General features: G+C 41.4%; 17 protein-coding genes and 1 tRNA gene. 14 read left to right on the forward strand and 4 right to left on the reverse strand.

Annotated elements, in window-relative coordinates; genetic code table 11:
- Positions 1 to 43 precede the first annotated feature (43 nt).
- Positions 44 to 5,320, reverse strand: a complete 5,277-nt coding sequence (locus tag CYQ88_RS03470; protein WP_101839955.1) for a site-specific integrase — start codon at positions 5,318 to 5,320, stop codon at positions 44 to 46.
- A 337-nt stretch (positions 5,321 to 5,657) separates the two neighbouring features.
- On the opposite strand from CYQ88_RS03470, the gene CYQ88_RS03475 reads away from it, so the two are divergent.
- Positions 5,658 to 5,733 (forward strand) — tRNA-His (locus tag CYQ88_RS03475).
- Between the two features lie 641 nt (positions 5,734 to 6,374).
- Positions 6,375 to 9,089: a bifunctional diguanylate cyclase/phosphodiesterase gene (locus tag CYQ88_RS03480; protein ID WP_199170154.1), complete on the forward strand. Its 2,715-nt coding sequence runs from the start codon at positions 6,375 to 6,377 to the stop codon at positions 9,087 to 9,089.
- Between the two features lie 235 nt (positions 9,090 to 9,324).
- Here CYQ88_RS03480 and CYQ88_RS03485 read toward each other — a convergent pair whose 3' ends face one another.
- The gene (locus CYQ88_RS03485) at positions 9,325 to 9,999 is read right to left on the reverse strand and encodes a DUF5610 domain-containing protein (RefSeq protein ID WP_233188799.1); all 675 of its coding nucleotides are present in this window, start codon (positions 9,997 to 9,999) and stop codon (positions 9,325 to 9,327) included.
- A 254-nt stretch (positions 10,000 to 10,253) separates the two neighbouring features.
- Between CYQ88_RS03485 and prfB the strand changes: the two genes are divergently transcribed.
- From prfB to CYQ88_RS03510, 4 genes are all read left to right on the forward strand, one after another.
- Positions 10,254 to 11,349, forward strand: a protein-coding gene (prfB, locus tag CYQ88_RS03490; RefSeq protein WP_101839956.1) for a peptide chain release factor 2 whose coding sequence is annotated in 2 segments (ribosomal slippage) — positions 10,254 to 10,325 and positions 10,327 to 11,349 — 1,095 coding nt in all. Because the reading frame shifts where the segments join, the coding sequence is not laid out codon by codon here.
- 95 nt (positions 11,350 to 11,444) lie between these two features.
- Positions 11,445 to 12,950, forward strand: coding sequence for a lysine--tRNA ligase (lysS, locus tag CYQ88_RS03495; RefSeq protein ID WP_101839957.1), 1,506 nt, complete (start codon positions 11,445 to 11,447; stop codon positions 12,948 to 12,950).
- Between the two features lie 699 nt (positions 12,951 to 13,649).
- Positions 13,650 to 14,228 carry a HupE/UreJ family protein gene (locus CYQ88_RS03505; protein WP_101839959.1) on the forward strand — a complete coding sequence of 193 codons (579 nt, stop codon included), beginning with the start codon at positions 13,650 to 13,652 and terminating at the stop codon, positions 14,226 to 14,228.
- A 124-nt stretch (positions 14,229 to 14,352) separates the two neighbouring features.
- Positions 14,353 to 14,733, forward strand: a complete 381-nt coding sequence (locus CYQ88_RS03510; protein WP_101839960.1) for a VOC family protein — start codon at positions 14,353 to 14,355, stop codon at positions 14,731 to 14,733.
- An 88-nt stretch (positions 14,734 to 14,821) separates the two neighbouring features.
- Here the strand turns inward: CYQ88_RS03510 and CYQ88_RS03515 are convergent, their stop codons facing one another.
- Complete coding sequence (locus tag CYQ88_RS03515) at positions 14,822 to 15,889, reverse strand: folate-binding protein YgfZ (RefSeq protein ID WP_101839961.1); 1,068 nt, start codon at positions 15,887 to 15,889, stop codon at positions 14,822 to 14,824.
- Between the two features lie 151 nt (positions 15,890 to 16,040).
- Between CYQ88_RS03515 and CYQ88_RS03520 the strand changes: the two genes are divergently transcribed.
- Entirely contained in the window at positions 16,041 to 16,604 is a 564-nt protein-coding gene (locus CYQ88_RS03520) for a chemotaxis protein CheW (RefSeq protein ID WP_101839962.1), read from the forward strand.
- Positions 16,605 to 16,655: 51 nt separating this feature from the next.
- On the opposite strand, the gene nadB is transcribed toward CYQ88_RS03520, so the two are convergent.
- The gene (gene nadB / locus CYQ88_RS03525; RefSeq protein WP_101839963.1) at positions 16,656 to 18,254 is read right to left on the reverse strand and encodes an L-aspartate oxidase; all 1,599 of its coding nucleotides are present in this window, start codon (positions 18,252 to 18,254) and stop codon (positions 16,656 to 16,658) included.
- Positions 18,255 to 18,352: 98 nt separating this feature from the next.
- On the opposite strand from nadB, the gene CYQ88_RS03530 reads away from it, so the two are divergent.
- From CYQ88_RS03530 to recO, 7 genes are all read left to right on the forward strand, one after another.
- A complete protein-coding gene (locus tag CYQ88_RS03530) occupies positions 18,353 to 18,871 on the forward strand; it encodes a SoxR reducing system RseC family protein (RefSeq protein WP_101839964.1) in 519 nt (172 codons plus the stop codon).
- A complete protein-coding gene (locus CYQ88_RS03535; RefSeq protein WP_101839965.1) occupies positions 18,868 to 20,298 on the forward strand; it encodes a DegQ family serine endoprotease in 1,431 nt (476 codons plus the stop codon). The genes CYQ88_RS03530 and CYQ88_RS03535 overlap by 4 nt, the downstream gene beginning before the upstream one ends.
- Positions 20,299 to 20,431: 133 nt before the next feature.
- Positions 20,432 to 22,237 carry a translation elongation factor 4 gene (lepA, locus tag CYQ88_RS03540; protein ID WP_101839966.1) on the forward strand — a complete coding sequence of 602 codons (1,806 nt, stop codon included), beginning with the start codon at positions 20,432 to 20,434 and terminating at the stop codon, positions 22,235 to 22,237.
- Positions 22,238 to 22,249: 12 nt separating this feature from the next.
- Positions 22,250 to 23,023 carry a signal peptidase I gene (lepB, locus tag CYQ88_RS03545; RefSeq protein WP_101839967.1) on the forward strand — a complete coding sequence of 258 codons (774 nt, stop codon included), beginning with the start codon at positions 22,250 to 22,252 and terminating at the stop codon, positions 23,021 to 23,023.
- A 1-nt stretch (position 23,024) separates the two neighbouring features.
- Positions 23,025 to 23,720, forward strand: a complete 696-nt coding sequence (gene rnc, locus CYQ88_RS03550) for a ribonuclease III (RefSeq protein ID WP_101839968.1) — start codon at positions 23,025 to 23,027, stop codon at positions 23,718 to 23,720.
- A complete protein-coding gene (era, locus tag CYQ88_RS03555) occupies positions 23,717 to 24,649 on the forward strand; it encodes a GTPase Era (RefSeq protein WP_101839969.1) in 933 nt (310 codons plus the stop codon). The genes rnc and era overlap by 4 nt, the downstream gene beginning before the upstream one ends.
- Positions 24,650 to 24,657: 8 nt before the next feature.
- A complete protein-coding gene (gene recO, locus CYQ88_RS03560; protein ID WP_101839970.1) occupies positions 24,658 to 25,392 on the forward strand; it encodes a DNA repair protein RecO in 735 nt (244 codons plus the stop codon).
- Positions 25,393 to 25,442: the final 50 nt, after the last annotated feature.

Raw genomic sequence — 25,442 nt, forward strand, 5'->3', positions numbered from 1 at the left:
ACCAAGCTGAATTATGCCGACTCCATTTTACAGGTTATTCATCCTATAAAAGGCCTTTCAAAACACTAAAGAAAACACCATAGCCTAGGCATTTTTTACAGGTCAAACGATTTTTTGACTCATCTTTTGAAACTGCCACAGAGACTAAAAACTCTGTGAATGGGATTTGAGTATCATCAATTTTTCTTTCATCTTTCACCCAATGATCTCCAAAATGAATTGTCTCAATTTCGTCTTGACTTAATTTTATGCCAATTAATTTAATTTGTAATTTTGACTTGCCATTAACAAAGCCTTCAAACAGTCCAAGCATTTCTTCAAGTTTGTTTTGAGAGGAAAAATGCCACTCGCCATTGCGTTTAATAACTTCTTTAACCTGGGATTTCCACAGTTTGTAGAAGTTTGATTCCGTAGTGATTTTTGACTTTATTGATGAGTCTGTTATTGATGCCCTAAGATCTTCAAAGCGTATTTTTTGCCATTTTTTATGATTCAGGTTGGCGAATGTAAGTCGCTTTATGAAATCTTCCTCAAGTTTATTCGGGATTATCTGTCCATCAAATATATCCAATAATAATTGGTTGTAAGCTTCCTTGATATATGAAATCGTTTCAATCGGTACGAAGGTTGAATCATTGATTGCTTGTTGTGAATACTGCATACTTAGGAGAACAACAACTTGTTCAAGTTTTTCAATAGACACTGATGTTGTTAGAAAAGAGGTATTTATTGGGGTACCCCAATCGCAGTCTAATTGCGGATCATAGATGACTGAGCTGAAATGATGTGCGTATGTGTATTCTGGGTATCGGCGTAAATTACGAATGGTGCTTTCAGATACTTTTTTCGACGTGTTCAAACTTTTTAGTCGTCGTTTATAGTGAGCTTGCTGCTCAAGTAGCCGTTCTGAAAAATAGAAATTGGCGAGTTCTAACGTTAAGGCATAGGATTCAAAAGTTGTTTGGGGCGAAGTGTGGCCAATGTAGTTGGCTAATATCCAAAACTTTTGATGCGGCTCAGCACTTTCGATTTGTTGTTGAAAGACTGGATTTGCATCTGATTCTAAGCCAGCTTCTTTAATAATCCATTCGTTATTTTCAAGAAATGTGAGCCTTAAAAATTGAGTAGAAGCAAAGGTTTTTCTCAGCGATTTAATGGTTAAAGCTTCGCCAGTGACATTCTGCAACAGATTGGTTAAATACTGGTTTACACTCTGTTTAAGGCTTTTTGGTTTAATCCTCTCCTTAAAGGAAAATAAAAATGGTCTTTTCGGGTCATTAGAGTGGCACTTATTGATTAACTCTTCTAGCTGTTGAATTTCTTCATGATTCAAAAGCTGACTATAGGGTAGTAACCGGTTACTGGCTTGACGTTTGAGTGATTGGTTTCGATTGCCATGTAAATGAATATATTTTTCTTGGAGGTTAACATCTTCTGGTGTGATATAAAAAATTTCCGAAAGACGAAAGCCCAGTTTTGCATAAAGAATCAGTGCAACCGCCAAGTGCTGCTTGTCTTCACTTGAAATGTCGTCGTCATCTGAAATGGCTTCACAACATATCCTTAAAACTTCGGGTACTGCTATACTTTCAATTCTAGACCGTGCAATGGCTCGGCCACCTTCAAAATGTAGTGGTACAAAATCAAAGTTTTTAACCAAACACTGGTGAAAGTCTTTCAGTTCAGAGGTGTAAAGTCTCTGGTCCAAAGAAATGGTTTTTTCCATTTCCTCTAAGATTTGCGGATAGATGTCATACTGCAGTGTTTCATCATCAATATCTTCAATATCACTGTAATCTTGAAAGCCCAACAAAATAAATTTAAAAATTCGATTGTAATAATCAAGAATAGATCCCAAGCGAAGTCGCCCTTCATGAAGTCTGTCTTTCAACCAAAGCACCAATAAGCCTGTCACAAGATCGAGACTTGGGTGTTGCTTTTCGAGTTCATTAATTAAGGTTAGCGTTTTTGCATATTCCAACTTTTGCTCTCTAGCCTGGTTAAGTGTTTTTTTAAGCGATTTAAAAAAGTCTGAACTGCTGTTTTTCGAGACTGATGCTTCTAAAGTCTGATTATGGTTATTTGATTTTATTGGACTGTTTAAGGGTGTAACTGTTTTCCTGGGTAAGCCTTCAAACAGGGCGAATAGGGCATCTTTTCCAACGCCACTTTGTAAGCTAGGTGTCTGGCAATAGTGGTTGAGATAGCTGGGTAAGTGAACTTGAAAATAAGCATTAAGTTGTCTAATCAAGGAATATAGTTTGGGGAAATGATTCTCTGACAACCAGTTGTTTATATCTGATTCATCAAAAGCATTTAAAGCTTCAGAATCTTCAATATGTTGAACAATAACGGTGCTCAGGCTGCTCAGTATCCAAGGACGATCTCCAATAGGTGCGGTAATGTTGGTAGCTAAAGAGAATTTGAATTGGCTGAACGCAGCTTTTGGAATATTTAAAATCTCAACCAGATGCTCTCTAATTCTGACATTTCCTGAAAATAATGCTGATACAGCCAATATCACTCTCAATGTTTTTTGGTCTTGTATTGCTTCTAAGCTTTTAGCGCCATAAAAGAGAAGGCTTAATTTCTGATAGTGCCTTTCGCCTTCCTGATAAAGGTTTGGAAAATGCCAGTCAAAGGGACTTTTTCTGACAGTTTTCTGCTCTATTCTCCAGTCGGAATATTTTTTGTGAAAATCATAGTATTTCAAAAGCTTCCGGTGAGTATTATTCGGAAAAGAAGATTTGATGGCTTGGGAGTGTGATTTCTGTGTCGCTAAATTGACACGCACCGAGATTGGAGGTGATTTATCACGAAAGAGAATATGATTTATTTGTTGTAAATCTTCATCTGAAATCTGTGATCTTCTGTCAGATAACCGTTTAAATGGGCCAAGTTTCCAAGGTTTGTATTGATATGTTAAAGGGGTACTAATAGGGTAGAAGCGTTTTGTCCTTGGAGTAAAGGGGATAATCTTAAGCTCGTTGAAAAGTTCATCCAGATAAGGCCTCAGTATATTTTCTTGTACCACCGGACTGTAATCCAAATTTGGCGAATATGACTCTAACCCTTTTATGATGTGGCCCATTTGAGCAGCAATATGAATTCGAGGAACCTGCTTTTCTGCCATATAGCTTGATAGCAAATGGCGGTAAAAATTATCCTTTAACGCAATACCAGAAATGCTTTTGAAATAGTCTTGAATATGCTTTTTAGAAATGGGCTGAAGGGTATTGTTTTCAATATAGAAGAATAATGCTAGGCCAGACCTGAAAAGCTTTTTGGAAGACAATAGGTCTTTGAATGCATTTGTTAGTTGTTTATTCTCGGATTTTTCAAGTATGTTCTCAAATAATTTTAAATGCTTGCAATAAGCGGAAAGCTGTTCGGTGCAAGTATCATTTATCACTGATAGGCGTCCTTCGACACCTTTCTTAATAACTTTTTCTGAGATCTGAACCCATCTCTCATCAATAAAGTTTTGTAACGAGAAGTAGGGGTCTTGATGTGGCCTATGGGTCGTGGCAGTATTTAGTATTGATACAGTATAAAGTGCTAATTCATTATGGTATTCAGCCAAAGCTTCCGGCGTTGAGATTTTGACTTGATCCAGCTCTTTCAGGCGCTTGCGTGTTTCTCGAAAAAAAGTTTTGACATGATTGTCGAGTGGTCTCTTTACGGAACCCGTTAGTAACTTGTCATTCTGATCAATCTCATAAAAAACAGCCTTTTTAAAAACTTGCTTGCTGGTGTTTAAAAATAAATTTTGTAACTCTGTTATCTGAAGCTCAGTGTAGTAGGTTCCCATGTGCAGCAAAGGGTAACTTCCTCCGTGCAAATAGGCTGTTTTTACTTCATCTCGACAATTAAGCTGGATATTCTGCCATAAATAGTCATTGATTTTTTTGGGTGTAATTCTGTATTGTCGATAGCCCTCAAACTGCTTCATGCTTTTGGCATTATCAATAGACTTTGGATGAAGTACTTTGTCTAAACAGATTTCTCCAGAATCAGCTGACTCTTTGAGAGTTTGTAGCAGGTCTGCAACCCTTCTTTCTAACGGTATTGGTGTGTGAAAATAAAACACCGTTGAATCATCAATTAAATCCTGCATTGGCGATGGAAAATGGACTATCTTCAAATCAAGATCAATTACAACTTGACCAATCATTTTACTGGCTGTAAAGTCGATACCAGGCGTTCCAATTAAACAAGATTTAATATTGTTTAAAGGCATGGAGTAGTAAAGCATTAATGCCCAGCATAGCCTAGTAGAAAGCTCTTCATTTGAATCGATATTCGGATCGTTAGATGTGTCGTACTCTTGATAAATTGCATCTTCAACAGAAGCAACTTCACTGTCGGTTAATATGCTTTTTGTGTTCTTTAAAACATGAGATTCACCTTCTAACTTCTGGTACCGCTGATTAACCGTTTTCAGAAATGCAGCGTTTTCTTTTTCAACGTCATCCCCAAATATGTATTCGCTTTCAAGCTCTTTGACGACGTCTGTTTCAGTTCGAGATGGTAGATGAATAACCGGTGTTTCTAATTGAGACCTTACCGGAAAAGCTTGAAACCTTGGAGGAGAGGCATTTTCTTTTCGTTCGTTGGCAGTGTCAGTGATGGTAATGAGTTTGTTTAAGAATTTCTTTTGTAGGTCTTCGAGATGCTCGGATAATTTTTCGTTGCCTTTTAACGATTTTATTAGCTCGGAAACATCAAAGCTTTGGTTGTCAGGGTTTTCGTTGATGTAATTATTTACAAGGGTTCTAAACCCTTCTTGCCAATCAATTGCATAGGATAGTTTTCTGATCTCGTCGCAATGATTTTTTATCGTTTTATAAGGTTCCTCAATGTTTTGAGTCAAATTTATGATTACAATATTAATCATAGCGTGCGTAAGCAGCGGTATATGCGATGGGTGATTAGGGTCAATTTTTAAGGTAAAGCATTCAGAAGTGTGAGAGGGGATACCTGCAAATAGTCCAAATACAGGATTTAAATTAAATTTGTCATTTTCAACCCAGAATTCTCCTGACTTGTGACGTTTAGCAGTAGAGCCAAATTTATCCAATAATGGATTCAACTCTATCTCTTTGAAAGCCAACTCAAGCTCTTGAAAAATGACTATCTGCTTATCATGTACTGCTAGAATATTCTTGAGCGTATTGACCGCAAGTTTAAGATTATAGATATGTTCGTTTGTAAGATTTAAGGCTAGAAGTACTTGTCGAACAGAATAGGCATTGATTGGAATATTAGAAGCTTCCAGGATAGAGTTCACATGTTTAGTCAGGGCTTCTTTGGCAGTCATGTCTTATAGCTTCTGGGTAAAAACTGGTGTTAAGTGGATGTGGGGCGAGGTTCATAGTAACATAATGCTTTTTTCTATCCGAGCTCTTTTTTGATCAAGATGTGCCACATTAGACAAGATTTGGTAGTGAATTGGTGAGTAATTTGATAAATAGCATATATATCAATCATTTGTATAAATTTGGTGGGCGGATATTAGCCTATAATCAGACTTATAAATGGTTTGACCAGGGTGTAGTTGGGTGTTTTTTATTAAACTAAATCACACTTCTAAGGCGAGGGTTTCAGGTTCGAGTCCTGATGGGCGTACCATTACAATTTAGTTTTTTCACACCATGGCGGATGTAGCTCAGTTGGTAGAGCCCAGGATTGTGATTCCTGTTGTCGCGGGTTCAATCCCCGTCATTCGCCCCATATTTATGCTTTTAATTCAAAAAATTAAAAGAATCGATACTCTAAGTTCTTACCTCGTTTTAATCCCAAAAAGCTTCTCACACTGTTATTTTCTTAGTTTGGTTAAAATTTACTTATACCCACTCATTCAAAGATGCCACATTTCTGTACGAGTCTAAGCATTTATATTGTTTGCTTTTGAAAAAAACTGATTCCACAGATGTTATGGTTATGGATTATTCCAAATCGGAAATAAACTAACTTGTGCTGATCAAGTGATTGTTGATTGTTTAAAGATCAGGCGTGAACTGGCAAAAATAAATTACATACCAATTTATAAGTTCTAAGAAGTCATATTTCGTCCACGAATTTTTAATGCGGTATATAGAACCGACAAAACGGCAAATGGTGATCAGTCGCCAATAGGGTATGAGAATTCGCTAGGAAAGGTGTCATGTTTAAGTTGACTTAAAAAGTACAGTAAACTAAGTCATTAAAGGGTATTTTTAATATGGTATATTAATATTCTTGAGTATCTTATTATCAGCCATAAAGTCATGTTTCAAGTTTTGATATTGTATATTTTGGCGCAATAATGGTGCTATGAAATCCCAATTGATAGGCTACTGTGTCCATCCCTAAAACTCTATGAAATGAACAGAATGAGCGAAAAAAATAATTTTTCAGTTCCATTTAGACGTAATTATTGGTTAACGATAATCATTCTCATCGTATTAGCAATCTCTTTTGCTAACTATTCCCTAATGGAAAAACACATTAATCGTGCTAATAAGGTTCGTCAACTTTCTTTTGAGTTGATTCAAGAGTTACGTCAGTCATCAGATGACCTAAGTCGAATGGTTCGTACCTATATCGCCACGGGCAATCCAAAGTATAAAGAATATTACCAGGATATTTTGGATATCCGCAACGGAAAAAAAACACGTCCAGAAGAATATCACTCTTTCTATTGGGATTTAGTTACAGTAGATAATCCGTCACCTCGCTCCGACACTCAACAAAAAATCGCTTTATTGGACCTGATTAGGCAGGCAGGGGTGACCGCTGATGAATTCAATGCCCTAGCAGAAGCCAAATCAAAATCAGACGCTCTAGCCTCAATAGAGTATGAAGCAATGAGGTTGTTTGAAACGAATGATGAAAATAACAAAATCAAAGCATTGCAGATATTGCATGACCAAAAGTATCACCTAGCTAAATCGGCCATCATGCGTCCTATCAGTGAAGTGCTTTACAGGGTAGATAAACGCACTATCAATATGATAAACGCGACTGAATCAAATGCTTTCTGGTTTCAAATTCTATTTATCGTGTTGGGCGGGTTATTGGTTTTGCTGTTGTGGCGCAGTCATAAATCTTTGCAATCTATACTGGGAGGAACGGTTGAGCAAGTTCAATCGCAAATCAATGAAATTGGCAAAGACAATTTAGCACCTCTTCAATCGGTTACCAAACAGAATGAACACACGGTTATAGGGTGGTTAGCGAAAAAGCAGGGTGAGTTAATAGCGGCTGATATAAAACATAGAAAGGCCGAAGCATACGAACACTTCCGCAATCATATATTGGAAATTATTACCAGCAATAAAGAGCTCAGTGTTGTGCTTGAAAGCATTGTGCAAGGCGTCGAACAACTTAATCCGAGTTCATTGTGCAGTATTTTGCTGCTTGACGACACTGGGCAACATCTTCTCAATGGAGCTGCACCCAGTTTGCCAGATTTCTATAATAACGCTCTTGAAGGGATTGAAATTGGTGTCGGTGTTGGTTCCTGTGGAACAGCTGCAGCGACAGGCGAGCTTGTCATCGCCGAAGACATTTCAACTCACCCTTATTGGGCACCTTATAAAGAACTTGCAGCATCCGCTGGATTAGGCTCTTGTTGGTCACAGCCGATTTTCTCATCAACCGGCAAGATCTTAGGAACTTTTGCTATTTATCATCATCATGCGCACACACCCAATAATACTGACATCAAAACCATCGAACAAACGGCTCGTCTAGTCAGTGTCGCAATTGAGCGCAAAAGGTCTGAAAAAGAAATCATCAGCCTTGCCTTTTATGATGCTCTGACTGGGCTTCCAAATCGACAGCTTTTGCAGGATCGACTCAAGCAGGCATTGGTCTCTAGTTCACGTAGTCTAAGAAAAGGTGCACTACTGTTCATCGACTTGGATAATTTTAAGACTATCAACGATAGTCTTGGTCACGATATAGGGGATCTGCTTCTACAAAAGGTAGCAAAACGCCTACAAGCCTGTATTAGAGAGGGTGATACGGTTTCTCGGTTAGGAGGGGACGAATTTGTCGTGATTCTTGAAGATCTTAATGAAAAACCGATTGAAGCCGCAGCACAAACAGAATCCGTTAGTGAGAAAATTATTACAGCATTAAATTTACCTTATTCGCTCGGCACTCACGAATATCGAAACACGCCAAGTATCGGTGCGACTCTGTTCAGCCATGAAGACCATTCAATAGATGAGTTGTTAAAGCAAGCCGACATTGCAATGTATCAAGCAAAGAAAGCCGGGCGCAATACTTTACGTTTCTTTGACCCTAGGATGCAAGAATCCATTGATAATAGAGTCTCTGTTGAAAGGCTTTTACGAACGGCTATTGACAGGAATGAATTCCAGCTGTACTACCAAATCCAAGTTGGAACCTCGAAGCAACCAATAGGCGCAGAAGCGCTTATTCGATGGGTTCACCCGGAAAAAGGCGTTATTTCGCCACTTGAATTTATTCCTTTGGCGGAGGAAACTGAGTTGATACTGCCAATCGGAGCTTGGGTTCTGGAAACGGCGTGCTCGCAACTCAAATTATGGCAACAAAATGAGTGTAGTCGCGATCTTGTGTTGGCTGTGAACGTGAGCGCCAAGCAATTTCGTCAAGCTGATTTCGTATCTCAAGTACAAGAAGCGATATTACGCCATGAAATAAATCCAAAACGTCTTAAGCTTGAGCTAACGGAAAGCATTCTGCTAGAGGATATTGATGAAACGATCGAGTCCATGAATAGTTTGAAAAGCATTGGCGTGCAATTCTCTTTGGATGATTTTGGTACAGGGTATTCCTCTTTGCAATATCTTAAAAAACTGCCACTTGATCAACTGAAAATTGATCAATCGTTTGTGCGTGATCTTCTTATTGATAGCAATGATAGAACGATTATCCGCACGATTATTGCCATGGCAGACAGTTTAGGTTTGGATGTGATTGCCGAAGGCGTAGAGACCGAAGAGCAGCTCCAAAACCTTTTTGAAAAAGGATGTCATCATTACCAAGGTTATCTATTTAGCAAGCCTGTGCCGATTGAGCAATTTGAAGTTTTGATAGAGGAATCAAAGCTGTGATTTTAATAAATTACAGACAAGTTTAAAGCCTTGCAGAAAACTAGTGGAAAAACCCTGAATGCTGAGTTTGTAATGTTTGTACCGAGATGTTTGAAAACAGTGAACTCAACTTTTGGTCTTAAGGAAGTTGTGTATATTCAAGTTTAATTTTTTTCAGTGGTTATCCCGTCCTATTTCGAATAGTACTCAGTAAAAAGCCCCGTTATGGGGCTTTGGGGGCGGGAGTTTTACGGGATTAAGCAGTTGGTTCTACTTCAACTTTTTCTTCTGTTTGATTGTCTGTTGCTTCAGCTTCATCTAAAGGTGGCAATCCTAAGAATTCTCGTCTGAAGTTTTCCATGCCTTTGTTGACTAGGTCTGTGGTTGCGGTAAAGGTGTCTTTGACTTTGCCGTCAAAGACTTTCAGGTCACTTAAAATGCCCTGGGCTTCATCAAATCCTTGTTGTAAGCCACCACCGACCACATCCATAAATTTGGTCATTAAGGCTTCACCTTCTAAATCTGGATTCGCTTTTTGAAAAGCCGGTAGGAAAGCGGTTGCGCCATTGACAATTCTGCCAGCCGTGTTTTCAGGTGTCCAATAATCCATGCCGCCTTGTTTTTTCAAGGCTTCTTCACTGATTGCATTTTCACCTAACTGTGGGGTTAAGGCTTCGTTTAATTTATCGATGGCCGCTTGATAGGTCATCTTTAAGGTGCTTTCAATAGATTGGTTTGGATCGCCAAAAAGGTGAGCGACTAGGCTCGCTTGTTTGTCATTACGAATGGTTACCTGGTCAGCAGTCAGTGGGCTATTTGCTTGATTTTTTTGTGCGTTGCTGACGCCAAAATCCATTTTCGAGTCTTGTGCCGAATGTTTCTGGTATACATTATATCCGGCTGGAATGGCTGGAATGGTTGGTGTAGACATGGCATTTTCCTTTTCTAGTCAAAGGGAGCTTTTTGATTAATCTAATTTGAATTATCATTATTTTTATGTACAAATTCAATGGCCAGATTGAAAAGTGTTAGGCTCCATAGTTGTTAACGGCCACTTTAATATTAACTTGAGCACTTTTTTTAAAAAATTGACAAAGTAGTTGTTAAAACCTGATGTCACTGGCTGATAAATGCTGTGATTAATGTTATTATTCCGCTTTTTATTTTGAAAGCTGAAAAGGCACTATGGAATTAAATCCCGTTTACACTCAGATTAAAGATTTTATTGAGCGCACTCAAGTGCTTAGGGGGTATCTTTGACTATGATACCAAGCAAGAACGATTAGTCGAAGTTATTCGAGAGTTGGAGTCGCCAACGGTTTGGAATGAACCTGAAAGAGCGCAAGCCCTCGGCAAAGAAAAGTCCCAGCTTGAAAAAGTGGTAGAGACCATTGATGAGTTAGGAAGCAGTTTAGCTTCGGCGCAAGAAATTTTGGAAATGGCCGAAATGGACTCCGATCAAGAAATGGTGGATGAGGTCATTTCGGAATTGTCTCGTTTAGAGGGTAAACTGGATGAGCTTGAGTTCCAAAGAATGTTTTCGGGTGAACTTGATGCCAATAATGCCTATTTGGAAATCCAATCGGGTTCCGGTGGTACGGAAGCTCAAGACTGGGCGAATATGATTTTGCGTATGTATTTGCGCTGGGCTGAAAGCCACGGCTTTAAAGCAGAAATTTTAGAAGTTTCTGCAGGGGATGTGGCCGGTATCAAAGGCGCGACCGTGCATATCCAAGGTGACTATGCTTTTGGTTGGTTACGAACCGAAACTGGCGTGCATCGTTTAGTGCGTAAATCGCCCTTTGATTCGGGAAATCGACGCCATACCTCCTTTGCCTCAGTCTTTATTTCCCCTGAAATTGATGATAGTTTTGAGGTGGATATTAATCCAGCAGACCTTCGAATTGATGTCTATCGCGCCAGTGGTGCAGGCGGGCAGCACGTAAACAAAACAGAATCGGCGGTGCGCATTACCCATTTGCCGACCAATACCGTGACGCAGTGCCAGAATGGTCGTTCACAGCATCAAAATAAAGCAGAGGCGATGAAGCAGCTTCGAGCCAAACTCTATGAATTAGAAATGTTGAGCCGCAATGCTGAAAAGCAGCAGCTAGAAGAGAGTAAGTCGGACATAGGATGGGGCAGTCAAATTCGTTCCTACGTATTGGATTCTGGCAGAATTAAAGACTTGCGAACCAATGTGGAAACCGGCAATACCAATGCGGTTTTGGATGGCGATTTAGACCAATTCATTATCCCCAGTTTAAAAGCGGGAATTTAGTCCCCAATTGATAGAAAAACACCCAGGCCTGGGCAAATTAAGCCGTGAAGGTCTGGTAAAACACTAATTATTACTATTTTGAAATAGGACATAACATGGCAAATGTTGAAACCCCAGAAGTTGATGAGAACAAAATTATTGCAGAAAGACGCTCTAAGCTAACCGCTTTGCGTGAAATGGGGCAAGCATACCCCAATACTTTTCGACGTAATGATGTCTCAAGTGATTTGCATGAACAATATGATGCACTGACCAAAGAGCAGCTAGCCGAAATGGAACCCATTCGTGTGAAGGTCGCAGGGCGTATGATGATGCGTCGGATTATGGGTAAAGCCAGTTTTGCAACCTTGCAAGATACGCATGGCCGCATCCAACTTTATGTCACCCGAGATGAGTTGCCGGAAGGGTTTTACAATAGCCAATTTAAAAAATGGGATTTAGGCGATATCGTTGGTGCAGAAGGGTATTTGTTTAAAACCAATACCGGTGAACTATCGGTTCATGTTCAACATATTGAATTAATTACTAAATCCTTACGTCCATTACCCGATAAATTTCACGGTCTGCAAGATCAAGAAGTCAGATACCGCCAGCGTTATGTCGATTTGATCGTCAATGAAGAAAGCCGTGACACCTTTGTAATGCGCTCAAAAATTGTTCAGCATGTTCGTACCTTTTTGATCGAAAAAGGCTTTATGGAAGTTGAAACGCCGATGATGCACGTCATTCCGGGCGGCGCAACCGCCAAGCCATTCAATACCCACCATAATGCATTGGATATGCCGCTTTACTTGCGTATTGCGCCTGAGCTTTATCTAAAGCGTCTTGTGGTTGGCGGCTTTGAAAAAGTCTTTGAAATTAATCGAAGCTTCCGTAATGAAGGGCTTTCCACGCGCCATAACCCAGAATTTACCATGGTGGAATTTTATTCTGCTTACAGTGATTATCATCAGTTAATGGACTACACTGAAGAGCTGCTAAAACAATTGGCAGAAATGACAGTCGGCTCAACACAAGTGCCTTATCAAGGGCAAGTATTTGATTTCGGTAAGCCGTTTGCCCGTTTAACCATGAAAGATGCGATTCTAAAATACAATCCCAGCGCGACAGCTGAAGACTTGGATGATATAGAATCAGCACGCGCACTGGCAAAATCCTTGAAGGTGCATGTGGAAGACAGTTACGGTTTAGGTAAAATCTGGACGGAAATCTTTGAAGAAACGGCAGAAGAAAAGTTAATGGACCCAACGTTCATTATCGAATATCCAGCCGAAGTGTCACCATTGGCGCGTCGTAATGACGATAACCCATTTATTACCGATCGTTTCGAATTATTTATCGGTGGGCGCGAATTAGCAAATGGCTTTAACGAGTTGAATGATGCTGAAGACCAAGCCGAGCGCTTTAAAGCGCAGGTGGAAGCAAAAGATGCCGGCGATGATGAAGCCATGCATTATGATGAAGATTACATCACCGCATTGGAACATGGCATGCCACCGACAGCGGGAGAGGGGATTGGTATTGACCGCCTCGTGATGCTCTTTACCGATAAACCCACCATTCGAGATGTCTTGTTATTTCCGCACATGCGTCAAGCATAAGCTGAGTTTAACACCGCTCGAAAACCAAGAAGCCCGTATTAACGGGCTTTTTGCATTATGGGACTTTGGTCATCAAAATCCAACCAGGCCTGGGTATTTTTAAACACCCTAACTGAAAAACCATTAACTACAATCCACAATCCATACCGTATTACGCAATTCACCTAGCAATACTAATTTCTTTAATGTACTATTTTAAAAGCGAATTTATATTGCGCCCGTAAACTTGGGTAATACCGTATAACCTGCCAAATTAACAGGTCATTGCAATATAAACGTAAAACAACCCGAAAAAACGTTCAATACAATATATCAAAGCAAAAGTGCCTTATACTAAATGTTAGGTTTATAAATTTTAAATAAGGTTTTAAATGACATTGTGTGGGCTAGGTGAACAATTGCACGATAGGTATTTCAACTAGAACGATGGTGAGACCGTTGTCATGATTCATTTATTCGGAATCAAATATGCAACTGAAATTAAAAATTCGAATGAATCAATGAAATCTATCGAAAAGGCAGCAAATATCAATGAATCTTACGCTACCGAAATCAGCAAAGGCGTAAAGCTTTCAAAATTTGTAATTCCAAGAACCTCACAATGCACTCAAGCGGACTGCGCTAACGCGCGGCGGCTTAGTTGAATTGTTAGGTTTTAAATTAATCTACAAACATTCTTTTAACTAGAGGGAAAAGCGAATGAATCAATCAGTATTGAAATTTTTTGTGTTGTTGCTCATTTTTCCGAGCTTGGCCTTTGCTCATATCGGTGTAGGTGAAACCACTGGTTTAATGCACGGATTTGGGCATCCTATTGGAGGAGTAGACCACATGTTGGCAATGATTGCTGTGGGACTCTGGGCAATACAGATCGGCGGTCGGGCATTATGGGTTGTTCCTTGCACATTTGTTGGTGTTATGGTCTTAGGGGGCGTTCTTGGGTTTACGGGGCTTCCCGTTCCGTTTGTGGAAGCAGGGATTTTGGTTTCAATTCTGATCTTGGGCATGTTGATTGCGGGTGCCTTTAAGGTTCCACTCGTATATAGCAGCTTAATTGTCGGGTTGTTTGCCATCTTTCATGGTCATGCCCACGGTGCTGAAATGCCGGAGTCAATAAGTGCTGTGTCGTATGCAGTTGGCTTTGCTTTGGCGACAGCAATGCTCCATATGGCAGGTTTAGGTTTGGGAGCCCTTATGCAAAAAACACATTTGCATACAGTAAGTCGCTTTGCTGGTGGTGCCATTGCGCTGAGCGGTGTGTATTTAGCAATTGCCTAAATAGGATAACAAGGAAACTCAGATGAATATGATTTCCTACTTGTAATGGAAAAAAATCACCTAATAAAATATCGACCTTACTGTGCCAAAGCTTAGCGGCTTGGTTATATGGCAAAGGAATCGGATGGAAATAAGGAATCTTGACCATTTGGTATTAACGGTAAAGGATATTGAGAAGACAATATCCTTTTATGAGTCTGTGCTGGGCATGAAAAAAGAGATGTTTGGGCAAGGCCGTATGGCTTTGAAGTATGGAAATCAAAAAATAAATCTTCATGAGGCTGGAAGTGAGTTTGAGCCAAAAGCAAATCACCCTGTACCAGGCTCTGCTGATTTGTGCTTTATTACAATTACACCACTCACTGAAGCGATTGATCACGTCAAGAAATGTGGTGTAGACAAAATTGAAGGTCCAGTCGAAAGAACAGGTGCAAATGGCTCAATACGATCTTTCTATTTTAGAGACCCAGATAAAAATTTAATTGAAGTAGCCAATGAAACATAGCAAGACGCTGGTTTCGACGCAATCTACGCTTCGTTACCACAAAAGGATGCCAAAACGACCTAGCCTGGTCGTTTTGGTTGGATTGGCGTTATTCTTCGTCAGTAATTGGATAGGGGAGCGGTTCTAGGTTAGCCTCAATACCGGATTCGGTTTTGAGTTGGCCTTGGGCGGTTTCTAACGGTTTTAAGGTGGTGACCGCCAAACAAATTGACCCTTTCATAATATCTTCAGCTGACAGAATGGTGGTGAATTTATAATTTCGGTCAGCTTCATCAATCAACTTAAACGATTCGCCAGATTCAAGAGCGACGCTTTCCTCAAAGCGAAGTCGTAGCATTCGCTTGGTGACTTTGCCGCGGTAGTGCATTTTGGCAATGGTTTCTTGCCCAGGGAAGCAGCCTTTTTTAAAGCTAATGGCGTTGAGTTTGTCTAAATTAAGAAACTGGGCAATGAATTCGTTTGAAGTCGCGTGATTAACTTGCGGTTGTCCGCTGACAATTTGAGTGAGTTTCCAGTCTTGGTTGTTGGTGTATTCACCATTGTTTTTCAGTTGTTGCCACAACAGTTTACATTGCTCGACAGGCCCAAAAAATTGGTAGCAGTGATAAGGGCCAGGAATCTTAACGGCCGTAATGTTTGAGAGGTCGGCTGATTCGAGTGGTTGAACTTCATAGGTGTTTTTGATTTTTGTTGAGAGTAGGCGCTGTACGTCTAAGTCTGCAAATTCACCCGCATAAGCCATTTGAACCCATTCATCGGATAGGTTTTCTAAGCTGACGTCTGAACGCATTTTAAACATGTTAAGGCGCTTAAAAATGGTTTCGGCTAGGGAACCATCAAACGTTAGATAGAAATTGTCGTTTTGTTTGAAAATGGTAAGGGTGGCGAGCACTTTTCCTTGCGGTTCACAATAGCTGGTAAGTTGTGCTTGATGATCGGTTACTTGGCTTAAGTCGTTGCTGAGTTGGCCTTGCAAAAAGGTAAAGGCATCTTGTCCACTGACCTTAATGAGTGCTTGGTGTGCAAGGCTGGCAATCACTGGGCCATTTTTAATCATAAAGCGTTCTATATCGGGTTGACCGAAGGTGGTGATTTCGTTTTGATCGTTAAATTGGGCACCGAGTTCGGTCAAAAAACTTTTCCAATCTGCGTTCATGAGGATTCCTTTTCGTTTAATGTTGGTGACTATTATACATTGAAGTTTTAATTCGTTTGGCCTGCGACAGTCACTGTTGTAATTAAGGATTGATAAACTGGGGTTGAGGCTGTAATATCTCTTTCAATAAGCGTTACTCATGAGGATGACCATGTCGGAATTAATGAAAGAATTTTTAACATTTCGGTTAAAAAAAGAAGAATTTGCCATTGCGATTGATCGTGTTCAGGAAATTCGAGGTTGGCAAGACCCGAATCCTTTGCCCAATGTTCCGGTCTTCGTTAAGGGGGTAATCGATATTCGCGGTACGGTGGTACCCATTATTGATTTAAGAGAACGTTTTAAACTACCGGCGGACTTTAGTGCGACCACGGTTGTCATCGTTGTGAATGTCATGACACAAAGTTCTGAGCGTACCGTTGGTTTGGTGGTGGACGCGGTGTCCGATGTTCAGCAGTTTGATTTGAATAATTTACAAGCACCACCTGATATTTCAAATACAATTGATAGTCAATATATCCAAGGGTTAACCACCATTTTTGATCAGAATCAGAATCAGAAACAGGCGGATGCAAAAGATTCGGTGGATATTAGTGAAGCGAAAAGTAATAAAGGCCAAATGGTGATCGTGATTGATCTGGATAAGCTGGCTTCGGAAGGATTGATAGAGCAGATATCTCAGGCAGAAGAAGGGGTGCCATTACGCAATGGTTGATGTGTGTTTTAGCAGGCAGCGGTTAGTGACACAGCTTGATGTTGGTTGGCTTCAGGCTTTTTGGGCGCTGGGTATTAACTGCGTTGGCGCGCTGGGTTCTTTGAGGTTTGGGTGGTCGAGGTTGAAGTTTAAACCGCGACTTTCTTTGCGCTGTAAGGCACTCTTAATAATCAGCTCTGCGACTTGAGCCAAGTTTCGGAGTTCTAGTAAGTCTGCATTCAGGGTGTGCGCCCGATAATATTCTTCAATTTCAATTTTTAACACTTCCACTCTTTTTAGCGCTCGATTCAAACGCCTGTCGGTGCGGACGATGCCGACATAATCCCACATAATGCGACGCACTTCATCCCAGTCATGACTGATTAACACTTTCTCTTTCGGGGTCGTAACGTAGCGGTCATCCCAGTCTCGAACGGATTCTATGTCGACCATCGGTTCTGATGGGTTCAATTGACGTTTAATTTCATGATAAGCCAATTCGGCAAAAACCAATCCTTCAACCAGCGAATTGCTGGCGAGTCGGTTGGCACCATGTAGACCTGTATAGGCGGTTTCACCAATGGCAAATAGGCCTGGAATGTCTGTTTGGCCAGTTTTGTCAGTTGTGATGCCACCACAGGTGTAATGGGCGGCTGGGACAACCGGAATCGCTTGTTGAGTGATATCGATGCCGACTTTTAAGCAGCGAGCATAAATCGTTGGAAAATGATGAATGATAAAGTCGGCAGGTTTGTGGGAAATATCCAGATAGACACAATCAATGCCGTGTTTTTTCATTTCTTGGTCAATCGCTCTGGCAACGATGTCTCTAGGCGCAAGGTCGGCTCTAGCATCATATTGAGCCATAAAGGCTTTGCCAGAGGGCAGTTTTAAGATGCCACCTTCCCCTCGAACCGCTTCTGAGATTAAAAAAGAGCGGTCTTGAGGATGATATAAGCAGGTTGGATGAAATTGGTTAAATTCCATATTGGTAACCGAGCAGCCAGCTCGCCAAGCCATTGCAATGCCATCGCCAGTAGAGGTGTCAGGGTTGCTGGTATAGAGATAAGCTTTACTTGCGCCGCCTGTTGCAAGTACCGTGTAACGCGATGTTAATGTTTTCACTTGCTGGTTGTCTTGATCTAAAACATAGCTCCCTAAACAGCGGTCTTTGGATTTTGACAGGATTAAATCAACGGTCATGTGATTGGGTAAAAGGGTAATGTTAGGCGACGCCTGTACCAGTTCCAGGAGTGTTTTAGTAACCGTTTTGCCTGTGTGATCAGCCGCATGAATAACCCGGCGATGACTGTGACCTCCCTCTTTGGTGAGGTGGTAGGCATCTGATTGGGTCTGTTTGCTAAATGCCACGCCCATTTCAATGAGTTCGTAGATGGCATCCGCTGCTTTTTCGGCGACTAATTTAACGATGTTGGGGTCGCAAATTCCCGCACCTGCATCCATGGTGTCTTTAATATGCGATGTTGTCGAATCAAACGGGTCTAATACCGCAGCAATGCCGCCCTGAGCATAGACAGAGCTGCCCTCATTTAACGAGGCTTTAGCGGTAACAGTGACGGTGAAATGCTGTGCTAATTTGAGGGCAATGGAAAGCCCGGCGATGCCGCTGCCAATGACCAAAATATCTGAGTGATGGTGGTTGTGTGCCAAGAGTGTTCCCGTTGTTGCTAAAGATCAGAGTGCGAGCGGCTTGAATATTTAAATAATGTTACCATAATCTTTATCGAAATGAATGGATAGGATTGAGTATGGATCCAAAAAATAAACTAGATAGCCAGCCATTTGACGCGCAAGAGGTTTCGACACTTTTGTTAGCGAAAGGCTGGGTAGCGTCGGTAGAGGCGGATAAGGCCTATGTGATTACTCAAAGGACGAGTGGTTGTCACAGTTGTCAATCCCAACAAAGTTGTGGCACTTCCGTGTTGTCTAAACTGTTCTCACCTGTGAATACGACACCGGTTGCGGTCGACAATTCTTTGGGGGTTCAGGCCGGTGATGAAGTGGAACTCTCAATGGATGAGTCACGGTTAATTCATCATTCTGTCATGGCGTATGGATTACCATTATTAGGTCTTTTTACGGGCGCGTTGCTGTTCCAATGGGGTAGTGATGCACACAGTAATGCAGCGACTGACCTCTATTCTGCTTTTGGTGCAGTATTTGGGTTGGCGCTAGGCTGGTCGATCACGCGACGATTTTATCGTCCCCAGCTACCGAGATTACATAGAATCATTCGTAGATCAAATATCGAAAAGGAGCAAGAATGAAGGCGAGACAGCATTTTAATGTTGGTTTTTTGGGTGGGTGTTTATTATTGTTATTAGCATTGAACCCGGCTTTAGCACAATCGGCAGTGGTAAAGCATACGGTGACGTTGCCTGATTTTTCACAGCTAGCCGAAGAGAATAGTCCGGTTGTGGTGAATATCAGTACGCTGAAAAAAATCGAACAACCACAGGTTCCGCCTCAGTTTAGAGGCATGCCCGAAGAAATGTTGCGCTACTTTTTTGGCATTCCAAATGGAAAAGGTCATCCGCCTCAAGGGCAGGCGCCAAGAGAGCAGGTCAGCTCACTCGGATCCGGTTTTATTATCTCTGAAGATGGCTATATTATTACCAATCATCATGTTGTCGCCGATGCAGATGACGTGATTGTGAAATTGAATAATCGTCGTGAGCTTAAAGCCAAAGTGGTTGGTTCAGATGAGCGTTCTGATATTGCATTGCTGAAGATTGAAGCAGAGGATTTACCGGTTGCAAAGATAGGGTCATCGGAAGCTTTGCGTGTTGGGCAATGGGTGATGGCCATAGGCGAACCATTTGGGCTTGATTATACCGTCACACACGGAATTGTCAGTGCCTTAGGTCGTTCATTGCCAGATGATACTTATGTGCCGTTTATTCAGACCGATGTACCGATTAATCCCGGTAACTCCGGCGGCCCTTTATTGAATATGCAGGGTGAAGTGGTTGGTGTGAATGCACAAATCTACAGCCGCAGCGGTGGTTCAGTTGGACTGTCATTTTCGATTCCGATTGATATTGCAATGGACGTTGCCGAGCAGCTTAAAGAAAAAGGCCGAGTTGTCCGTGGTTTCTTGGGCGTTGGCGTTCAAGAAGTATCCGGCGATTTAGCCAAGTCGTTTAATATGGAACGTCCTATGGGTGCTTTAGTGACCTCAACGGGCAAAAATTCAGCTGCGGCTGAAGCGGGTATTGAACCGGGCGATATTATCGTTGAGTTTGATGGTCGTGCGATTGAGAAATCGGCAGATCTTCCGCCAGTTGTGGGGGCTTCTCATGTCAATACACCGATAGAAGTGAAGGTGCTTCGTAATGGTTCTTATAAATCCATTACTGTCAGATTAAAATCTTTGGATGAAACGCAGATCGCTTTAAATGGCGCTGAATCGAAAAGTAATCGATTGGGTGTGGTTCTAGAAAGTGTGCCATCAAAAGATTTGACTAAGTTGAATTTGCCGTTTGGGGTGGGTGTTGCTGAGGTTGAAAAGGATAGTGCTGCCCATAAGGCGGGTATTTTGCCAGGTGATATCTTGGTGACGATGAACTTTAAACCAGCAAAATCCATATCGGCTTTAATGGAAATTATTGATGCTGCTCCTAAAGGGCGTTCAATTCCTGTTCGGATTGTTCGAGGCAATCGTTCCGTCTTTTTGCCATTGGTTCTCAACTAAAGCCGTGAGATTTTTATCCAGATAGCGTAAAATACTGCGATTGCTATTTCCCGGTTTTATTTTAAAGGGGGGTGTCTTTAGACACCCTTTTTTGTAACTTTTGATAAATGCTATTTTTAACATTGAGGCTTGAATGTCAAACCAGCTTGAACAGATTCGTAATTTTTCAATTATTGCTCACATTGACCATGGTAAATCGACGATAGCAGATCGTTTTATCCATTTATGCGGCGGTTTGACCGACCGGGAAATGGCTGCCCAAGTTTTGGACTCAATGGATATTGAAAAAGAACGTGGGATAACCATTAAAGCGCAAAGTGTGACTTTGAATTATTTATCCGATGACGGTAAAACCTACCAACTCAATTTTATCGATACCCCGGGTCATGTGGATTTTTCTTATGAAGTATCCCGTTCCTTAGCTGCCTGTGAGGGCGCTTTATTGGTGGTGGATGCGTCACAAGGGGTTGAAGCGCAAACGGTTGCAAACTGCTATACGGCGATAGAGCAGGGGTTAGAAGTGCTACCGGTCTTGAATAAGATCGATTTGCCTGCCGCAGAGCCTGAAAGGGTGGTGGATGAAATCGAAGAAATTATTGGTATTGAGGCGCATGATGCAGTTCATGCTAGTGCAAAATCGGGTATTGGCATTAAAGAAACGCTTGAAGAAATTGTACAAAAGATTCCACCACCACAAGGGGATTTGGATTCGCCACTCAAGGCTTTGATTATCGATTCTTGGTTTGATAATTATCTGGGCGTGGTTTCCTTGGTCAGGGTGATTAACGGTAAAATCGGCAAAAAAATGAAAATGAAAATCCTATCGACCAAAGAGGAGTTTATGGTTGATGATGTGGGGATTTTTACGCCTAAAAGAACCCCGCAAGCTTTTTTGTCAGCGGGAGAGGTCGGTTATGTTGTGGCAGGTATCAAAGACATTGATGGTGCTCCAGTCGGGGATACCATTACCGCTTCGGGTTACGAGACAGAACCTTTACCTGGGTTTAAGCCGGTTCAACCTCGCGTTTTTGCTGGGTTGTTTCCGATTAGTTCCGAAGACTTTGAAGATTTACGGGAAGCCTTGCGTAAATTGCGTTTAAATGATGCGGCCTTGTATTTTGAACCTGAAAGTTCTGATGCATTAGGGTTTGGTTTTCGTTGTGGTTTCTTGGGCATGTTGCACATGGAAATCATTCAAGAACGGTTAGAGCGCGAATATAATCTGGACTTGATTACCACGGCACCAACGGTTATTTATCAGGTGCTGACCAAAAAAGGGGAAGTGATTGAGATCGACAATCCATCTAGCCTGCCGGATCAAACCTATATCGAAGAAATCCGTGAACCGATTATTCAAGCCAATATTTTAGTACCCAATGAATATGTGGGCGCGGTAATGAAACTTTGCCTTGAAAAACGTGGGTTTCAGAAGGATATGCAATATCTTGGTAATCAGGTTTCAATGGTTTATGAATTACCCCTCAATGAAGTGGTGTTGGATTTCTTCGATCGTTTGAAATCGACGAGCCGAGGGTATGCGTCAATGGATTATGAATTCCGTCGTTTCCAGGCTGATGATTTGGTTAAGTTGGAATTTTTGGTGAATAGTGAGCCAGTTGATGCGCTAGCGATTATTGTGCATCGTGCAACAGCGGTTCAACGTGGAAAGAGTTTAATTGAAAAATTGCGTAAGATTATTCCACGACAAATGTTTGATGTCGCCATTCAGGCTGCAATTGGTGCTAAAATTGTCGGTCGTAGTAATGTGAAAGCCTTACGTAAAAATGTGACAGCAAAGTGTTATGGTGGCGATGTTTCGCGTAAGAAAAAATTGCTCCAGAAGCAGAAAGAAGGTAAAAAGCGCATGAAATCGATTGGTAGTGTCGAGTTACCACAAGAAGCCTTTTTAGCTGTATTAAGTACCTCCGAAGAAGATTAAGAGACATTTCCAATGACCTTTGAACTCATTTTAGTCATTATCACCGTTATCGCCGGGGTGATTGTTTATATTGACCGTAGTGTCTGGCGTCCGAAACGTGAACGTTCGGTAACGACAGAAAAAGAACCTGTTTTTGTTGAGTACGCACGTTCGTTATTTCCAGTCTTTGTGATTGTTCTGGTATTGCGTTCTTTTATCTTAGAGCCATTTCGAATTCCGTCAGGTTCCATGTATCCAACATTAGAAATCGGCGATTTTATCGTTGTGAATAAGTTTGCCTATGGCATTAAACTACCGATTACTCAAACCAAAGTAATCTCCATTGATTTGCCTGAACGTGGCGACGTGGTGGTGTTTAAGTATCCTAATGATCCCGATGTCGATTACATCAAGCGTGTGGTTGGGCTGCCGGGGGACGAAATCGCCTATTTAGGAAAAACCTTATTTATTAATGGCAAGCCAGTAAAGCAACTTTATAAAGGGGTTTATCATGGTGAGGCTTCTGGAAAAATGATGACCGGCGCGTCTTTAATTAAAGAGCAGTTTGTTGGTTCAGGTGAATCGCATCAAATATTAATCGATCAAGAAAAATCGGGTCAAGATTTACAAACCGTGGTCGTGCCAGAAGGGCATTATTTTATGATGGGTGATAACCGAGATCACAGTAATGACAGTCGTTTTTGGGGATTTGTTCCTGAGAAAAACTTAAAGGGTAAGGCTTTTGGTATCTGGATGAACTGGGATCAAGGATTGAACTTCAATCGGATTGGACAAGGGATTCAATAGAATGTCTGACGTTGAGAAAAAGGTAAAACTTCAGCGTTTATCGAAAGGGTTAGGCTACGAGTACCAGGATATCGAGCACCTTAAAAAAGCGCTTACTCACCGTAGTATGGGCGCTAAGAATAATGAACGCCTTGAGTTCTTAGGGGATAGCTTAGTCAATTTCATTATTGCGGATGTGCTTTATCATCAATTTAATAATATTTCCGAAGGTGATTTAAGTCGTATCAGAGCTTTTTTAGTAAAAGGCGAAACGCTTGCTAAAATTGGCAAGGAATATTCGCTGTCAGATTTCTTGATGTTAGGGCCGGGTGAACTGAAAAGCGGTGGCTATCGAAGAGCCTCCATTATTGCGGATACGGTCGAGGCGATTATTGCATCAGTCTATGAAGATGGGGGGTTGGATGCCTGTCGTCAATTGGTGTTAAGGTTGTATGCGGAACGGTTACAAAAACTGGATCCAGCGATGGTTGGAAAAGATCCAAAAACGCGATTACAGGAAGTTTTGCAGTCTAACCGAGAAGCCTTGCCAGAATATACGGTCATCAGTGTCAATGGTCCCGCGCATGCTCAGGAATTCACGGTGAGCTGTTATGTTGAGACTTTGAATCGTAAATTTGAAGCGATTGCGACCAATCGTCGCAAAGCGGAGCAATTGGCTGCAGAAGAAGCGCTGTCAGTTTTAGAGGAAAAGTCATGACCCAAGATAACGAACAGCAAATAGCAACTGACTATCAAGCCGGTTTTATTGCGGTGATTGGTCGGCCTAATGTGGGTAAATCAACCACGATGAACGGCCTGTTAGGGCAAAAACTGAGCATTACCTCGGCCAAGCCTCAAACGACACGTCATCGAATTCATGGCATTCATACCACTGACCAGGCACAAATGGTGTTTGTTGATACGCCGGGAATGCATTTGAGTGGTGAAAAATCCATTAACCGTTATATGAATCGTGCTGCAAACAGTGCTTTCGCAGATGTGGATGTGATTTTATTTGTGGTTGAAGCTGGGCGTTGGTCTAAAGAAGATCAGGCTGTGGCTGAAAAATGTGCCAGATCGGATGTTCCAGTTATCGTATTAGTGAATAAAATTGATAAATTTAAAAAGAAGGAAGAGCTGTTTCCTTTTTTACAAAAGGTAGGTGAAAAGCTTGATTTTGTAGCGCTGATCCCTATTTCTGCTTACACCAAGTCAGGGTTTCCTGCGGTAGTAAGTGAAATATTAAAATATTTACCCAAACAAGCGGCGATTTTTCCAGAGGATTATATTACCGATCGATCAACGCGTTTTTTAGCGGCGGAAATTGTTCGCGAAAAACTCATGCGCACCTTAGGAGAGGAAGTGCCTTATGGTGCGACGGTTGAAATTGAACAATTTAAGTTTGATGAAGCCGAAGGCCGTTGGCATATCAATGCGTTGATTTTAGTCGAACGACCTGGTCAAAAGCAGATCGTGATTGGTAAAAAGGGCGAACAAATTAAGCAAATGGGCATTCAAGCGCGCAAGGATTTGATTCAACTTTTAGAAGGTCGAGTGCATTTAGAACTGTGGGTAAAAGTCAAAGAAAATTGGTCGGATGATGAGCGAGCCTTGGCCAGTTTGGGTTATACAGAAGATCATCGGTAATTAACGATTTGGCAGCACAGGTTGAACAGCTTGCATTTGTTTTGCATCGGCGCCCTTATCGAGAAACCAGTCTGCTGGTGACATTTTTTACCGAGCAACATGGCAAACAAAATGCCATTATAAAAGGGGTTCGTAGTGCCTCAAAATCCGCCCAGGCAAAACAGGCTTGGTTGCAACCTTTTCAAGGGGTGCAAATTCGTTGGCGAGAAAAAGCGCTAGTTGCTCAGGATTTAATTGCGCTTTATCATTTTGAACCCGCTTCAATGCGATTTCCGTTGATGGGCGAGAGTAATTTATGTGGTTTGTATTTAAACGAATTATTGTATCGCGTTTTATACCCTTCAATTGAATCTAATGAATTATTTCAGGCTTATCAGCAATCACTATATGATTTAGCTATCGCATCGTCACGTAATGCCCAGGCCTGGGCATTACGGCAGTTTGAATATGCGTTATTGACTGAGCTGGGGGTGGCTTTGGATTTGTCTCAGGATTATTACGATTCGCCCATTTCTGCTGAAAAACGTTATCTATTTCATTTGGAATTGGGGCTTTTCCCTGAACCGTTTACCCAGACGACGGAAGGCGTGATTGTCTCCGGGCACTGTCTGCAACAGTTTGCGGATCAGCAGTATTGTGAAGCGTGTTTAAAAGAGTGGAAAACTTTGTTCCGTTACTGTTTAGCCCCTTTTTTAGGAAAGCAACCCATTCAGGCAAGAGCGCTATTTCAAGCAGGCATCTAACGTCTTTATGCGTCTTTTTTCATTGTAAGAATGGCGGCTAAATTTTTAAT

The organism is Hydrogenovibrio sp. SC-1, assembly GCF_002848135.1.
Lineage (GTDB): Bacteria > Pseudomonadota > Gammaproteobacteria > Thiomicrospirales > Thiomicrospiraceae > Hydrogenovibrio.